Raw genomic sequence first — 16741 nt, 5'->3', positions numbered from 1 at the left:
CCGAAGGGAAAGGAGAAATGTGTATGACAGAAAAAGAGCTCCAGAAATATCAGGACGGCTTGTTATCCTGTGCTCTGTTTAAAGGAATGGATCTGTCCGAAATCGGACACTGTCTGTCCTGCAGCGGATCCCGGGTGAAGAGATACGGCCGGGGCGAACAGGTTTTTAATGAAGAAGATCACCCGGAGTATCTGATGATCCTGCTTTCCGGAAAGGTTCAGGTTGGTAAAGAATATCTGGACTGCAGGAGGGCGGTGATGGCGGATTTTACGGAGCCGGGGGAGATGTTCGGCGAGGTCCTGCTGTTTTTAGATAAGGAGAATTACGAATACTACGCAGAGGCGCAGAAGGCTTCCGATCTTCTTTTGATGCCGAAGAATTTTACCTTCCAGTCCTGCGGAAATGCCTGTGAATGGCACCAGAAGCTGATTCATAATATGATTGCCGTGTTTGCAAAGAAAGCGTATTTCTTAAACCGGAGGCTGCAGATTATGAGCTGCTCGACTCTGCGGCAGAAAATCGCGAAGACCCTGCTGGTCTACTTATCCGATCATCCGGGAAAAGCATTTGCCATGAGTCAGGCAGATCTTTCAGAATTTCTGAATGCGGCAAGACCTTCCGTGTCCAGAGAACTGAATCATATGAAGGAAGAAGGCCTGATCTGTATGGAAAAGCGGAAGATCACCGTGCCGGATCTGGAACGGCTGATGGATCTGCTCTAGCCATTCCGGATATTCGGGATGCTGATATTAAAAGTTTTGCAAGAAGGGAATAAAATCTTGCGAAATGTAACATTTGTTATCGAAACAGCTCTGGGGCCGTGCTATACTTCAGTTGTTGTTTGAAAGAAGCGCGTCGGAAAGGACGCAGGGAATAAAAGAAATCATCTAAAGGAGGATATTATGGAAGATAAGATGTTTTGTTTTCAGTGCCAGGAGACAGCAGGAAATAAAGGATGCACCAAGGGCGGCGTATGTGGAAAGAAGCCGGAGACTGCAGGACTGCAGGATCTGCTGATCTACGTGACAAAGGGACTGTCCGCAGTTACAACAAGAATGCGTGACGAGGGCAAGGAAGTTCCAAGAGATGTTGATCACATGGTAACAGAGAACCTGTTCACTACAATCACAAACGCAAACTTCGATGACACAGCAATTAAAGAGAGAATTACAGAGACTCTGTATGAGAAGGAAAAGCTGCTGCATCAGATAGACAGCCGCGACAACCTGCCGGAAGCTGCAGAGTGGAACGGACCGGAAGAGGCTTATGAAGAGAAGGCAGCATCCGATGAGGTCGGTGTTCTGGCTACTGTAGATGAAGATATCAGAAGCCTCCGCGAGCTGATCACTTACGGACTGAAGGGACTGGCTGCTTACACAAAGCATGCAAACGTTCTCGGCAAGGAAGATCCGGATGTTGACGCATTCGTTCAGAAGGCACTGGCTCAGACACTGGATGACACAATGACTGCTTCCGAGTACATAAACCTGACTCTGGAAACTGGAAAGAACGGTGTTCAGGGAATGGCTGACCTGGATGAGGCTAACACATCCGCTTACGGAAACCCGATCATTTCCGAGGTTAACATCGGAACAAGAAACAATCCGGGAATCCTGATTTCCGGACATGACCTGAAGGATCTGGAAATGCTGCTGGAGCAGACACAGGGAACAGGCGTTGACGTTTACACCCATTCCGAGATGCTGCCAGGAAACTACTATCCGGCATTCAGAAAGTATGACAACCTGGTTGGTAACTACGGAAATGCATGGTGGAAGCAGAGAGAAGAGTTCACTTCCTTCCATGGTCCGATCCTGATGACTACCAACTGCATCGTTCCGCCGACAGCCAACAGCACATATAAGGATAAGATGTTCACAACAGGCGCTGCAGGCTTCCCGGGCTGCAAGCACATCGAGGCAGACGAGAACGGTCACAAGGACTTCTCCGAGATCATCGAGCTCGCAAAGAAGTGCGAAGCACCAGAGCAGATTGAAGAGGGAACAATCGTCGGAGGATTTGCTCACGCGCAGACCCTGTCCCTTGCTGACAAGATCGTTGAAAACATCAAGAACGGTTCCATCAAGAAGTTCATCGTTATGGCTGGATGCGACGGCCGTATGAAGAGCAGAGAGTACTATACAGAGTTCGCAAAGGCTCTGCCGAAGGACACAATCATTCTGACAGCAGGCTGCGCAAAGTATAAGTACAATAAGCTGAACCTGGGCGACATCAATGGAATTCCGCGTGTTCTGGATGCAGGACAGTGCAACGACTCCTTCTCCCTGGTTATGATCGCTATGGCACTGAAGGATGTATTCGGACTGGATGACATTAATGACCTGCCGATCGAGTTCAACATTGCATGGTATGAGCAGAAGGCTGTCATCGTACTCCTCGCTCTCCTGTCCCTGGGCGTAAAGAACATTCACCTCGGACCGACTCTGCCGGCATTCCTGTCACCTACTGTTGCACAGGTTCTGGTCGACACTTTCGGAATCGCAGGAATCGGAACAGTAGAAGACGACATCAAGCTTTTCACTGCTGAGAAGGAGACAAAGGCTGACGCAGCAGAGGAAACAGCGGACGATGCTTCTGCTGAGGGTCCGGTTACATCCGACATGCTGGTTGGAGAAATCCTCGCTCAGTTCCCGGAGACTGCAGAAGCTCTGATGAACTGCGGCATGCACTGCCTGGGCTGCCCGTCCTCCCAGATGGAGTCCCTGAGAGATGCCTGCTATGTACACGGACTGGATGTCAATGCAGTACTGAAGGCTGTTAACGATGCAGTTGGAAAATAGGCTGTAAGAATAAGAAATATAGCAATAAAGCAATAAACATCCCGGGCGGCGTCAGACTGATGCCGCCCGGAAATTAAAAAAGAAGGTCCGTGCAGCATGGATGCCGCTTCGGAATCCCTTCCTGAATAAGAGGAGAATAGAAATGAGTAAGTTCCTTGGACCGATTCACTTCTGGCTGTATCACAAGATCCAGCTTCAGGAGGGAATGACGGACGCAATCGTGAAATACGGAAAAGAAAATAATTGGAATGTTCTTGCAGATTCTGCTTTGTCGGAAGATGTAAAGCCGGTGGAGATGCCGCAGCTGGACACCGTCATTGACGGAGGAAATATCCACGGATGGCTGCAGGCGAGAATCGGAGCCGCAGAGGACAGAAGTGCCAGACTTGTAACCGCCATTCTGGATGAGGATGCTTCCCGCCTGGATGATCTGAAAAAGGCGGCGAAGGCATTTGGTGAAGAGAACAAGGCAGAGGTTCACGATGCGCAGGAAGCCTATCAGCTGCTGAATGACAGCCTGCTGGACGGTATGCCTTGCGACAATGTCAATCAGCTGACCGAAAAATCGGAGGACCGTGTCTGCTGGAGCAGGGTGCAGGATATGCATGCGGGAAGCTACCAGGTTCTTGGTAAGGACGATGCGCCGTATTATGCCCTGCGTGAGGCCATGGTTTCCGGCATGCTGGAAGGCAGCGGTTATAAGTATTCTGATCATGATGGATCCTGCGTAATCAAGAAGGCAGATGTAAAGCTGGGGATGTACGCCGTCGATCTGATGATGGAAGAGCACCAGAACATCCACTACATGCTGCAGGTCGTTGACCGGATCTGCTGCGGAATTCTGGAGGGCGCAGACGTTGATGCAGACGAGATCAGAAGGATTATCGACTTCATCAGAAAATACGCGGACCGTCATCATCATGGAAAGGAAGAGGATTTCCTTTTCCCGAGAATGGTGAAGGACCTGGGAACCGTTGCGGAGAATCTGATCACGCACGGCATGCTGGTGGAGCATGACCTGGGAAGAGACCATGTCCGCGAGGCTGAGGAAGCGCTGAATCTCTATGAGAAAGAGCCGAAGACAGAGCACAAGCTGCAGCTGATCGCCCATCTGATGGGTTACGCCAACCTGCTTCAGCGCCACATCGAGAAGGAAAACAACGTCGTCTATACCTTTGCGAATAACCAGCTTTCTGAAGAGGCAAAGGAAGAAGTCAATCAGAAGTGCCGTGACTATGAGCGCAAGCCGCAGTCGATGATCACCAGAGAGCTTCACCTTTCCTTCCTGAAGAAGATGATGGAGAAGTACGGGGTAACAAAAGACGACTAGACTGTAAAGCATTGAAGCAGTAATCAACCATAACAGAGATCACTCCCATGAGGCAGATGTTCTGCCTCTGATAATTAGATGATATTGCAGAAAACGGCTGAAGTGTGAGTCAGCCGTTTTCTGCTTTTTGCTGGAAGGAGATCCCCGGCCATGAGGAGTTATGGAAGGGCGGTTATCCGGGAAACTTGCTGCCGCCAGACGGACAGACAATACAAGAAAAAAGGCCTTCCATGATTGGTTGAAATCACAGAAGGCCTCTTATATAGGTATAGGGTTTTTACAGATTTATTTTGTTGTTTCTCTATTTTCCAAGATAGAGGGACTGCTTTGCCAGTACCAGGTTCAGAATGGTATCATTTGCAGGTGTCGGGATGTTATATTTCTTTCCTAACTTTGATACTGCTCCGTTAATAATGCGGATTTCCGTTTCTCTGTGATGAATGACATCCTGCACCATCGAACTGATTGTCTCGTCAGTCTTGCGGGAGACATCATAGGCATGTTCCAGTTCTTCTTCGTAATTTAAAGTGCATCCGTCTGCGTTGGCTACGAGAATTGCCTCACCGATCAGCATTTCTGTCAGCTTGTTTGCATATGGATTCTGGCTGATGAAGCCGTTCTTAGTCTCAAGCAGCGCGCTGACACCGTTAATGGCAACATTTGCCAGCAGTTTATGCCAGATGGCATTCATGACGTTGTCATGGACATCAACATCCAGATCTGCTGCACGGAAAGCTTCTGCCACTTCAAGTACCTTCTCCTTAGGTGCCTTGATGGTTCCGATATTCATTGCGCCATAGCCAGTATGCTTGACATGTCCCGGTTCTACTGGAGTTGCTCCGAATGCCGTATTTCCAATCACGATCTGTTCTTCCGGAACAACCTTGGCAATCTCATCATAATTTCCATAGCCATTCTGCAGGCACATAACCATGGTATGCTTATCGATCATCGGAAGGGCATTTCTGACAGCCGATTCCAGATACTGATAGTGAACAAATACAACGAGGATATCGACAACTCCGATTTCCTTCGGGTCAGTGGTGGCAATGGCAGGATGAACGGCAACCGTTTCTCCGTTTCCATGACCCGGAGCGCACTGATCTACCAGGATTCCATGTTCTTTAACGGCATTGATTACCTTCTCTGATGTATCCAGAACACAGACCTCATGTGCCTTTACTAAATAGCTGGCATAGCAGCTGCCAATTGCTCCGCATCCAACAAATCCAATTCTCATGATAAATAAGCTCCTTTCAGTCTTTTATCCAGGCAATAATTCGACCCGGTATTCCGCCGGCTTTCCCAGTCTATTAACATCCTACGTAGCATGTATATATCATCCTACGTCCTATCATGGTTTGACTGTAACACATATTTGTTCTTCTGTCAAAACTTTATTTATCCATTTCATTATTTTGACAGGGCTCTTCTGCAGTGTTAAGATAATGAATACAGAAGAATAACATGTACGTACATAAAGGGGAGCTGAAAGGCTGAGAAAGGTAATAACCTGACCCTGAAAACCTGATTTGGATAATGCCAGCGGAGGGATTATGGAAGATGAATTTTGAAGGGGCTGTTCCGGAAAGGAAGGCCCCTTTTTCAATGCGATCGGCATTTTCCTTGCTGCAGGCGGAGTTTCAGAGGGGCTTTCCGATTGAGGCTTCGCTGCGCGCATGCTTCTTCCTGCGGCGGATTGGGGGCACCACCTTCGGCCGCAATAGAAAATTAGTGCGTTTCTGAGAAAGGAGATCTCAAGATGAAGATGAAAACCGCATTAACAATCGCTGGATCGGATTCCAGCGGAGGCGCTGGAATTCAGGCAGACATTAAGACGATGACGGCCAACGGAGTTTATGCCATGAGCGCGATTACCGCTCTGACGGCACAGAACACCACCGGCGTTGCCGATGTCCTGGAGTCCACGCCTGAGTTTCTGGGAAAGCAGCTGGACTGCATTTTTACAGATATTTATCCGGACGCGGTAAAGACAGGAATGGTATCCTCTAAGGAACTGATTGCAGTAATTACGGAAAAGCTGGAGCAGTACGGCGCAAAGCACATCGTCGTGGATCCGGTTATGGTAGCGACCAGCGGTGCGCGGCTCATCAGCGAAGATGCCGTAGATGCCTTGAAGAATAAGCTTTTGCCGCTGGCAGAAGTGATTACACCGAACATCCCGGAGACGGAAGTCCTGGCGGAGATGCCGGTAAAATCAGAAGAAGACATGATTACCGCTTCAAAGAAGATCATGGAGCATTACGGCTGCGCTGTCCTCTGCAAGGGCGGCCATCAGCTGAGCACCGCCAATGACCTGCTGTTTGACGGGGAAGGCGCACACTGGTTCAGAGGAAAGCGGATCGACAATCCGAATACCCACGGAACGGGCTGCACCCTGTCCAGCGCCATTGCGTCCAATCTCGCAAAGGGCCGGGACCTGAAGACTTCCGTCCGCCTCGCAAAGGCGTATATTTCCGGCGCGCTGGCAGCCATGCTGGATCTGGGAAAGGGCAGCGGCCCGATGAATCACGCGTTCAGAATTGAAGGAGAGTACGGAGATCTGCTTCCGGAGGAGGACGCAGATGACTAAAAAAACTTCGACTTTCAGCAACGCGCTGATCTGGTTCGGCGCAGGCGTGTCCATCGCGGAAATCCTGACCGGCACGTATTTTGCGGGACTTGGCTTTAAGAAGGCTCTTCTCGCAATTCTGCTGGGCCATCTGATCGGCGGCGTCATGATGCTCCTGGCCGGTCTGATCGGAGGATTTGAAGAAAAGAGCGCGATGGAAACTGTCAGCATGAGTTTCGGAACCGTCGGCTGCAAGCTGTTCGCGATCCTGAATGTCCTGCAGCTTCTCGGCTGGACGGCCATCATGACCTACGACGGAGCCGTTTCCGCCCAGTCGATTTTCCATATGGGTGTCTGGTTCTGGGCGCTGATCATGGGAGTTCTGATCCTGATCTGGATTCTGGTTGGCGTGACCAATCTGGGAAAACTCAGCCTGGTTTCCATGGTCCTGCTTCTGATTCTGTCGGTGATCCTCTTCAAGCTGGTTTTCTTCAGCGGGAACAGCATGGGGAAGGTTTCAGCGGGAACGCTGACCTTCGGAGGCGCCGTAGAGCTTGCGGTTTCCATGCCGCTCAGCTGGCTCCCGCTGATTTCCGACTACACGAGGGAGGCGGAGAAACCGGCCGCGGCCGCTGCAGCAAGCGTGGTGACCTACAGCATCGTTTCCGTCTTCATGTTCGTGATTGGAATGGGAGCATCGCTGTTTACCGGAGAGACGAACATCGCCGTCATCATGACCAAGGCGGGTCTTGGAATCGCCGGACTTCTGATCGTCATCCTGTCCACAGTAACGACAACCTTCCTGGACGCATACTCCGCGGGGGTATCCAGCGTGACGGTTTATCATAAGATCAATGAGAAGCACGCGGCGCTGATCGTAACGATTATCGGAACTGCCGGCGCCATGATGTTTAACATGGATAACATCACTAATTTCCTGTATTTCATCGGAAGCGTTTTTGCGCCGATGATTGCCGTGCAGGCGGCGGATTACTTTATCTTGAAGAGGGCGGACTGTGAAGACCGTTTCAACAGGGTCAACCTGATTGTCTGGCTGATTGGTTTCATTCTTTACCGCTGGCTCATGACGGTGAATACCCCGGTGGGGAATACCCTTCCGGATTTCGTCATTACCATGGTAATCTGCGTGATTGCGAACCTTCTTGCAGGCAGAGGCCGCAGGAGGGCCTAGACAAAAAATTACCGTATGACGGGAAAAAACAAGGAGTCTCCTTGCTTCAGGCCGTCGGAAAGCTTTTGGTTTTCAAGGCTTTCCGGCGGCCGTTTTCTTTTTGTCCGGGAAAATAAACATAAGTTAGACTTGTTTCATGATACCCTATGGGGGTATAATGCATGTGTCAGCGAGAGATGAAAAAAGACAGAAGATAAATCACTGCCGAGGAGGGGATAGAATGTCGTGTGAAGCATGTGAGAAGATGCCGGATGAGCAGAATCCGCCAAAGCACGCGGATGCTGCAGTCCACGCGGACGGATCGGTGACGGTCGACGACGGATGCTGCAAGATGAAGAAGCGTTCGCCCAAAGAGTACCGGGACCTGGTTAACCGGCTGAGCCGCATTGAAGGACAGATCCGGGGAATCCGGAGGATGATCGAGGAAGATGCCTACTGCCCGGATGTGCTGAGACAGTCCTCGGCCGCGGCAGCAGCGTTGAACAGTTTCAATAAGGTGCTTCTGGCCAGTCATATCAAGACCTGTGTCGCCGATGACATCAGAAATGGAAAGGATGAATCCATCAACGAGCTGGTGAATATGCTGCAAAAAATGATGAAGTAGCCGGAGAAAGGGGGATTCACAATGAACGTTGGAGTTATCGTTGTAATAGCCGTTATTGCCTTGATTCTTGTTTTTGCCATCAGAAAGTCGATTAAAACCGTTAAAGGCGGATGCTGCGGCGGTGGCGGCGGAGATCTGAAGCCGCTGAAGAAGGAACTGGACGGCAAGGTCGTTTCTGAAAAGGTCATGCACATCGACGGAATGCACTGCAAGAACTGCCAGTACCGCGTGCAGAGAGCGCTGGACCGGATCGACGGGGTATCTTCCGATGTAAGCTTCAAGAAAAACCAGGCGATTGTAAAGATGGACCGCGAGGTTTCCGACGAGCGTCTGTCTTCCGCAGTAACGAATACGGGATATGAGGTTTCCGGAATTGAAACGGTTCCGGTAGCGTAAGAACATACATGGCACAGGCAGGGGTAAAGCAGAATGCCTTGGAAATAAGGGGATCTGAGGCGTGCGCCTGATGCGGAAATCTGGGATAAGGAAAAGAGATTGCGGTTGTCAGGGTATTGATAAGGAAAGGAAAAAGAGATGAAGCAGGATTATAACGTTACGGGAATGAGCTGTGCGGCCTGCCAGGCGAGAGTCGAAAAGGCTGCAGGAAAAGTTCCCGGTGTGGAGAGCTGCACCGTCAGCCTGCTGACCAACTCCATGAGAGTTGAAGGTGATGTGTCTCCGGGCGAAATTATCAGGGCTGTGGAGGATGCGGGATACGGCGCCGAGCTGAAGGGCGGCGAAGCGAACAAGTCCACTGCGGATATGTATGCAGAAGAAGAGAAGGCGCTGGAGAATAAGGACGTGCCGGTGATGAAGAAGAGACTGATTTCTTCCGTCATCTTCCTGCTGGCGCTGATGTATTTCTCTATGGGCCACATGATGTGGAACTGGCCGCTGCCGTCCTTCTTTGAGGGAAATATGGTGGCAGTAGGCATTCTGGAAATGCTGCTGGCCGGAATTATCATGGTGATCAATCAGAAATTCTTTATCAGCGGATTTAAGTCGCTGATTCACAGAGCGCCGAACATGGACACGCTGGTCGCAATGGGCTCGATGGTGTCCTTTGCATGGAGTTTCGTCGTACTTCTGAAGATGACCAGAGACCAGATCACCGGTGGAGACGCTGCGGCGATGGCCGAGATGCACAACCTGTACTTTGAGTCTGCCGCGATGATCGTCACCCTGATCACCATCGGAAAGCTGCTGGAAGCCATTTCCAAGGGCAGAACCACCGACGCGCTGAAGGGCCTGATGAAGCTGGCTCCGAAGACTGCTGTCGTCGAAGTGAATGGTCAGGAGCAGGAGGTTCCGATCGATCAGCTGAATGTCGGCGATGTGTTCGTCGTCCGTGCCGGAAGCAATGTTCCGGTTGACGGAGAAATCATTGAAGGAAACGGATCTTTCGATGAATCCGCCCTCACCGGAGAGAGCATTCCGGTGGATAAAGAAGTGGGTGACCGTGTTTCTGCGGCAACCACAAGCAGTTCCGGCTATGTCAAGGCCAGAGCCCTGAGAGTCGGAACAGATACAACTCTGTCTCAGATCATTCAGATGGTCAGCGACGCGGCGGCAACCAAGGCCCCGATCGCCAAGATTGCGGACAAGGTATCCGGAGTTTTCGTACCGGCCGTTCTTCTGGCCGCACTTGCGACTTTCCTGATCTGGCTCCTGGCAGGCGGCGCACTTCCGTATGCTCTGTCCAGAGGCATCGCCGTGCTCGTCGTCAGCTGCCCGTGCGCACTGGGACTCGCAACACCAGTTGCCATCATGGTCGGCAATGGAAAAGGCGCCAAGAACGGAGTCCTGTTTAAGACCGCGGCTTCCCTGGAAGAGACAGGCCGTGTGGATATCGTCGCGCTGGATAAGACCGGAACCATCACAGAGGGTCATCCACAGGTAACCGACATTATCCCGGCAGAGGGATACACGGAAGATCAGCTTCTCAAGCTAGCCGGAGCACTGGAATCCAAGAGTGAGCACCCGCTGGCCAGAGCAGTCATGGACAGGCTTTCTGCTTCCGGTATGGAAGAAGAAGCCGTGGAAGATTACCAGACCCTGTCCGGCAGCGGCGTTTCCGGAGTTTATCATGGAAAACAGCTCTTCGGAGGAAACGCCCGTTTCATTTCGACAAAAGCTGAAATTTCAAGGGAGCAGTCGGAAACGGCTGACCGCCTGGCCGATCAGGGAAAGACCTGCCTGTACTTTACTGAAGATGGAAAATCCGCCGGCATGATCGCCGTTGCCGATACCATAAAGGAAGAAAGTGCCCAGGCCGTGAAAGAACTGCAGAACATGGGTATCCATGTAGTCATGCTGACCGGAGATCACGAGAAGACCGCAAAGGCAATCGGAGCTCAGGCCGGTGTGGATGAAGTCATTGCAGGTGTTCTGCCGGACGGAAAAGAAGCCGTCATCCGGAAACTGCAGAAATTCGGTAAAGCAGCCATGGTCGGTGACGGAATCAACGATGCGCCGGCCCTGACCAGAGCGGATACGGGAATTGCCATCGGTGCCGGCGCAGACGTTGCTGTCGACGCAGCCGATGTCGTCCTGATGAACAGTAAGCTGACCGACGTATCTGCAGCCATCCGCTTAAGCCGCGCGACCCTGCGGAACATCCACGAAAACCTCTTCTGGGCATTCTTCTACAATGTCCTGCTGATGCCGCTGGCAGCCGGCGCCTACGCCCACCTGCTCGGCATCACCATGAATCCGATGCTTGGCGCTGCGGCCATGAGCCTGTCCAGCTTCTGCGTTGTCACCAACGCCCTGAGACTGAACCTCTTCGACCTGCATAACGCCGCAAAAGATAAAAAGAAAAAGAACGCGATTTCAGCAGAAAGCCTGATTACCCAGGATTCTGAGGAAGATAAAGAGACAGCGGGAAATAACGCCGCCGCAGCAATCACGGAAGGAGAAGACGATATGAAAAAGACAATCAAGATTGACGGAATGATGTGCGAGCACTGCGAAGCTACAGTAAAAAAGGCCCTCGAGGCATTGGACGGAGTTGATTCCGCAGACGTCAGCCATACAGCAGGACAGGCTGTCGTTTCCATGAGCAGTGACGTCGCTGACGACGTCCTGAAGAAGGCCGTAGAGGACAAAGACTACGAAGTCAAGAGCATTGCGTAGTTCCTGATACGGGTCTGAAGTGTGTGACAGATAAATACTGCTGAAAGCGGCAGCCGTCTTAAGCGCAAAAGAGCCTGAGGCGGCTGCCGGAAACCGTGGAGGGAAGTGCAGAGGAGTGCTTTCCGCCGTGGTTTTTTCCTTGTGACTGAAAAATGGAAAAAAGCAGGTGAAGGTACGCGGCCCGGAGAAGGCCGGCGGAGTCGGAAGCGTGAGCATGCGCGAAGGAGCCGAGAGGTGTTCCAGGCATAGGCCGCGTACGGCTCACAAAACAACCTGTAGATCTGCCAGCAAAAACTCCCAGCGGCTTTTGACACCATCGTTCATGAATAAGGTTTTGACAGAAGAACAAAAGTATGTTAAAGTCAAATCAATATAGAACGTAGGATGATATATAACAAACTACGTAGGATGTTAAACATTAGAAGGTGTGCACGGGTGTGAGGCAGAGTTTCCTGCCATGAACATGGAGTGCCGCTGCCTGAAGCCGGACCAGAGACCGGCAGCGGGATATTTCCCGGTATCAGGTAAGGATAAAGAAACAGGAGGTGCTGTGCGATGAAACTGAAAAAGATAAAGAGTGAATCTGTGGTGCAGCAGATTATAGACAGTCTGACCGATGCGATAGCGAAGAGGGAGCTTCGTCCTGGTGACAAGATTCCAAAGGAAATGGAACTTGCGCAGCAGCTTGGCGTTGGCAGAAATTCTGTTCGGGAAGCTGTAAAAATTCTGGTTTATCTGGGTGTGCTGGAGATCAGGAGAGCGGAAGGAACATTTGTCTGCGAGGGCTTTTCTGAGGAAATGATCGACCCGATGGTTTACGGTCTGATTCTGGATAAGTCTGAGGATTATCACGATCTGATGGAAATAAGAGAGATGGTAGAGGTCGGTATTATGCGTCTGGCAATCCGCCATTCCAGTGAAAAAGAGCTAAATCAGCTTTGGGATCGTCTGCAGAATCTGAGAAAGCAGGCTGAGAAGGGCAGTGTGGATGATGCGTTTGAGGCGGATAATGCGTTTCATGATGAAATTACCCAGATGTGCCATAATCCGATTGCGATGAAAATCGACAGTGTCGCCAGACAGCTGACCTATCAGATGCGTTATGAGTCTGTAAAAGGGATGATCGAGTCGGGAAGGGCAGATGAACTGCTAAGTGCGCATGAGCGGCTTTATAATATTATTAAGGATAAGAATGAAGAGAATCTGAATCATGCTGTCCGGGGAACGTATTTCGTGAAGGCCGGCATGGATAATATGAAGCTGACAGATGTGGAAGAAGAGGAGGCAGACGAGAAATCTGCTGCATCTCCTGCTTCCGCATAACCGGGGAGAAATAATATGAAAAGGGCCGGGAAAGCCGTGGGAATTCTGCTTTTATCCCTGACAGTCGTCTTTTCTGCAGCTGCCTGCGGGGACGATAGTGACGAGTATTCTTATGACGGTCATTATATCGGAAATGAAGAGGATAACGGTTCGGCCTATGATGAAGATAATGACAGTGACAGCGCAGAGTCTGACGATGAATATGATGATTATGATGAAGACGACTATGATGCTGGCATTTCATCCGGCAGTTCTGATAGCGAGGACAGCGGCAGTTACGATCCGGATCTGGATAATTACGATGATCCGGATGACTATGCTGACGACTATGCAGAAGAATTTGGCGACGGAGATTATGACGAAGGCTGCGACGATGCCTATGACTATTATGAGGAAAACAAGGACGGCGAATAGGAGAGATCCTTTGCCGTCGTTTACGATGAATAAATGATTACGTGCGAAGCAGTTGCCCTGGTAGGAATTGAATATTAAGAATATTCAGTTTTAAATAGAAGCTTGGGAAAGTATTTTGTCTGGTACACATCTGCGGAGCCGGGCAGCCAGTATGAAGGGATTATTCGGAAAGGTGGCCTTTTCAGGCTGTTCGTTATCGTGAGTGGGAACGGAAACCGATCGGGGCACACGACCAGACCGGAAATGCCGTGCTGGGCAACGGTGCCGTATAATGAATATTGTATACAGAAATAACAGAAAATTTTATAAGTTTTTTACGTAGGATGTTGACAAACCCAACGTAGGATGTTAGGCTGATGTCAGCGAGATTACGTAATCATTAATTCTGGTTTACAGTACAGCAGGAGGTTTTCTATGAAGAAGAAAATTATCGCGGCGGCAATGGCCATCGTGGTGGCTGCAGCCATGCTCACAGGGTGTGGAAGCAGTTCATCCTCCCAGAATAGCAGCTCGAACAGAAGCGGGAAGTACAAGAAAATGGAACTGGTTATGGCGGTCAATGGAACGGATAACCAGATCGATTCGAAGGTCGCAGAGAAATTTGCTGATCTCGTATCGAAGAAGTCTGGCGGACAGGTCACGATTTCAGTTTTCCCGAACGATCAGCTTGCAGGAGGAAATGCAACAAAAGGTATCGAAATGGTTGCCGGAGGCAGTGTGGACCTGGCAGCTTATGCAACAAGTACTTTGTCCGTTATCGATGAAAAGCTGTCCGTGGGAACTATTCCATGGAGCTTTGACACATACGGACAGGCGGCAAAAACAATTGACAGCAAGGGGTATAAATATTATTCAAAGCGCCTGTCCAGAAAGGGCCTGACTTATCTAAGCTCTTTCCACAACGGTTTCAGACAGCTGACCAACAGCAAGAGAGAGGTAGCCAAACCGTCTGATCTCAAAGGACTCAAGATCCGTGTTCCGGGTTCCCAGGTTTACATGGGTGTGTTCAAAACTTTACATGCCGATCCGGTAGCCATGAGCTGGAGTGAGGTTTTCACCGCGATTCAGCAGGGCACTATTGACGGTCAGGAAAATGGAATCAGCATTACGTCCTCAGCGAAGATGGATGAAGTCCAGAAGTATATGACGCTCTGGCGTTACGCATATGACAGCGATCTGATTATTGCAAATACCAAGGTCTGGAAATCCCTGGATCCGAATACACGGAAACTGCTGAGCAGCTGTTCGGAAGAAGCCAGCGAATGGGGAAGAAAAGAGCTTGTAAAAGAGGAAAGTCAGCTGCTGACGAAGTTTGAAAAGAACGGCATGAAGGTGACGAAGCTGTCTGACAGCCAGATGGATGCTTTCAAGAAATCCGTAAACTCCTTCAGAAATCAGATGATTGACTTCTATGGACCTGAAGCATGCAAAGCATTCAACATTAAGAAGAGATAGGAGGGCGGACATCGATGAAAAAACTTCTGAAAATCTGCGATTGGATTGAAGAGATCGTAGCAGGCGTTTTCCTGCTGATGATGCTGGCGATTACAGTAGTTAACGTTGCATCCCGCTATATCTTCCATGCATCGTTCTCCTTCGCAGATGAGATTACGACATATTCATTTGTTCTGGTAACCCTGCTGGGTGCCGCGATTGCGGCCAAGCGCAGAGAACATCTGGGACTCTCCATTCTGACCGACAGAGTAAGTCCTGCAGCACGAAGGATTCTTCTGATTATCGGATTCGGATTCGGAACAGCTTTTGCACTCTGCATTTTCATTTACGGTATCCTGATGGTAAAAAGTCAGATCCTTCTGGGTCAGGTAACGGCTGCCATGCAGTGGCCTGAGTGGGTATTTGGATCTTTCGTACCAATCGGTTCCTTCTTCGTTGTCATCCGCTTTCTGCAGGCGATGATCGAGGAAATCCGTAAAAGCCCGGAGGATGAAGTCGTTGTCGATCCGGGAGAGGAGATCGTTGACAGAGAGAAGGAGGATATGAAATGATTGCTGGTACGCTGTTTATTTCTTTCGCGATATTGCTTATAATTGGCGCTCCTATCGCAGTCTGCCTCGGTGTATCGAGTATCTTCACGATGCTGGTTATGGGAGGCGGCCGTCCGATCGAGGCGGTCATGAGCGCCGTGCCGATGATTGTATCCGCATCGTCCAGTAAATTCGTTCTTCTGGCGATCCCTTACTTCATCCTGGCGGGAAACATTATGGATAAGGCCGGTGTATCTGAAAAGCTGATCCGGCTGGCAGATGCCTGCCTTGGCCATCTCAGAGGCGGCGTTGCCATCGTCTGCGTAGTCGTAGCCTGCTTCTTTGCCGCAATTTCCGGTTCCGGTCCGGCAACGGTAGCTGCTCTCGGACTGACCTTGATCCCGGCTCTGAAATCATCCGGTTACAGTTCTCCGTTCTCATCCGCCCTGATGGGCGCTGCAGGAGCGATCGGCGTAATTATTCCGCCGTCCATCACCTTTGTCGTGTATGGTTCTATTGCCGATACATCCATCGGAGACCTGTTTAAAGCGGGCATGGTCCCTGGAATTATCATGGGCGGTGCCTTCATCATCGTGGCTCTGCTTGTTGGAAAGAAATCGAACCTTGTAAAGAAACCGAAGGCTTCCGGAAAGGAACGCTGGGCGGCCTTTAAGGATGCGATCTGGGGTCTGATCATGCCAGTCATCATCCTTGGCGGAATTTACGGAGGAATTTTCACACCGACCGAGGCAGCGGCAGTCTCTGCTGTATATGGTCTCTTTGTAGGCGTGTTCATCTATAAGAGGGTAAGACTGAAGGAATTCTGGAGTATTATCGTTGATACTCTGTCTACCTCTGCAACCGTTATGTTTATTACAGCGGCAGCAAGTCTGTTCGCTTATGTCCTGACCAGAGCACGTCTGGATGTTGCGATTTCCAATGCACTGGTCAGTGCGACACATGGAAGCACGATCATCTTCTTCCTGATCGTAAACATCATTCTGCTGATTGCAGGATGCTTCCTGGATTCCACATCCGCGCTGTATATTTTCACACCGCTGATCGTCCCGGTAGCTACAGCGCTGAATGTCAACCTGATCCATCTCGGCGTTGTCATGATCGTAAACCTGGCAATCGGCCTGTTTACGCCGCCGGTTGGTGTTAACCTCTACGTTGCATGCAATGTCGGAAAGGTTAAGCTGAACGAAATGATTCGGGCAGTTATACCGCTTCTGATCGCGGCCCTGATTGTACTGCTCCTGATCACCTATATTCCTAAGATTTCACTCTTCCTGTTCTAGGCAGGAGAAAAATGTTTCGCATGGCTCTCCGCTTCTGCTCCGGCAGAAACGGGAGCCAGTATCATTCTGCTGCTGCAGAAATAT

The 16741-nt window shown here is 50.4% G+C and carries 14 protein-coding genes and 1 riboswitch; of the genes, 13 read left to right on the top strand and 1 reads right to left on the bottom strand.

The features are described from left to right. Window positions 1-23: 23 nt before the first annotated feature. From ACI77B_RS10375 to ACI77B_RS10365, 3 genes are all read left to right on the top strand, one after another. A complete protein-coding gene (locus tag ACI77B_RS10375; protein ID WP_409336739.1) occupies window positions 24-722 on the top strand; it encodes a Crp/Fnr family transcriptional regulator in 699 nt (232 codons plus the stop codon). A gap of 180 nt (window positions 723-902) precedes the next feature. Continuing rightward, window positions 903-2801, top strand: a complete 1899-nt coding sequence (hcp, locus tag ACI77B_RS10370) for a hydroxylamine reductase (protein ID WP_409336738.1) — start codon at window positions 903-905, stop codon at window positions 2799-2801. Between the two features lie 142 nt (window positions 2802-2943). Beyond that, a complete protein-coding gene (locus ACI77B_RS10365) occupies window positions 2944-4131 on the top strand; it encodes a hemerythrin domain-containing protein (protein ID WP_409336737.1) in 1188 nt (395 codons plus the stop codon). A gap of 301 nt (window positions 4132-4432) precedes the next feature. On the opposite strand, the gene ACI77B_RS10360 is transcribed toward ACI77B_RS10365, so the two are convergent. Beyond that, window positions 4433-5371: a ketopantoate reductase family protein gene (locus tag ACI77B_RS10360; protein WP_409336736.1), complete on the bottom strand. Its 939-nt coding sequence runs from the start codon at window positions 5369-5371 to the stop codon at window positions 4433-4435. 231 nt (window positions 5372-5602) lie between these two features. After that, window positions 5603-5702: riboswitch (TPP riboswitch) on the top strand. A 197-nt stretch (window positions 5703-5899) separates the two neighbouring features. Between ACI77B_RS10360 and thiD the strand changes: the two genes are divergently transcribed. From thiD to ACI77B_RS10310, 10 genes are all read left to right on the top strand, one after another. Then, a complete protein-coding gene (gene thiD, locus ACI77B_RS10355) occupies window positions 5900-6724 on the top strand; it encodes a bifunctional hydroxymethylpyrimidine kinase/phosphomethylpyrimidine kinase (protein WP_409337733.1) in 825 nt (274 codons plus the stop codon). Further along, window positions 6717-7895 (top strand): putative hydroxymethylpyrimidine transporter CytX, encoded by a 1179-nt coding sequence (cytX, locus tag ACI77B_RS10350; protein ID WP_409336735.1) that lies wholly within the window; start codon window positions 6717-6719, stop codon window positions 7893-7895. Before thiD ends, cytX begins: the two co-directional genes overlap by 8 nt. A 220-nt stretch (window positions 7896-8115) precedes the next feature. Further along, window positions 8116-8499: a metal-sensing transcriptional repressor gene (locus tag ACI77B_RS10345; protein ID WP_409336734.1), complete on the top strand. Its 384-nt coding sequence runs from the start codon at window positions 8116-8118 to the stop codon at window positions 8497-8499. Between the two features lie 21 nt (window positions 8500-8520). Next, a complete protein-coding gene (locus ACI77B_RS10340; RefSeq protein ID WP_409336733.1) occupies window positions 8521-8895 on the top strand; it encodes a heavy-metal-associated domain-containing protein in 375 nt (124 codons plus the stop codon). Window positions 8896-9033: 138 nt separating this feature from the next. Continuing rightward, window positions 9034-11634: a heavy metal translocating P-type ATPase gene (locus ACI77B_RS10335; RefSeq protein ID WP_409336732.1), complete on the top strand. Its 2601-nt coding sequence runs from the start codon at window positions 9034-9036 to the stop codon at window positions 11632-11634. 555 nt (window positions 11635-12189) lie between these two features. Next, window positions 12190-12957, top strand: a complete 768-nt coding sequence (locus tag ACI77B_RS10330; protein ID WP_409336731.1) for a FadR/GntR family transcriptional regulator — start codon at window positions 12190-12192, stop codon at window positions 12955-12957. A gap of 15 nt (window positions 12958-12972) precedes the next feature. After that, window positions 12973-13371 (top strand): hypothetical protein, encoded by a 399-nt coding sequence (locus ACI77B_RS10325; RefSeq protein WP_409336730.1) that lies wholly within the window; start codon window positions 12973-12975, stop codon window positions 13369-13371. A gap of 414 nt (window positions 13372-13785) precedes the next feature. Next, window positions 13786-14826, top strand: a complete 1041-nt coding sequence (locus ACI77B_RS10320) for a DctP family TRAP transporter solute-binding subunit (protein WP_409336729.1) — start codon at window positions 13786-13788, stop codon at window positions 14824-14826. A 14-nt stretch (window positions 14827-14840) separates the two neighbouring features. Next, window positions 14841-15377 carry a TRAP transporter small permease gene (locus tag ACI77B_RS10315; RefSeq protein WP_409336728.1) on the top strand — a complete coding sequence of 179 codons (537 nt, stop codon included), beginning with the start codon at window positions 14841-14843 and terminating at the stop codon, window positions 15375-15377. After that, on the top strand, window positions 15374-16657 hold the full coding sequence (locus ACI77B_RS10310) for a TRAP transporter large permease (protein WP_409336727.1): 1284 nt from the start codon (window positions 15374-15376) through the stop codon (window positions 16655-16657). Before ACI77B_RS10315 ends, ACI77B_RS10310 begins: the two co-directional genes overlap by 4 nt. The last annotated feature ends 84 nt before the right edge of the window (window positions 16658-16741 follow it).

The organism is Eubacterium sp. F2, assembly GCF_046244355.1.
Lineage (GTDB): Bacteria > Bacillota > Clostridia > Peptostreptococcales > Anaerovoracaceae > Aminicella.
This window is presented reverse-complemented; position numbering and strand designations above follow the sequence as displayed.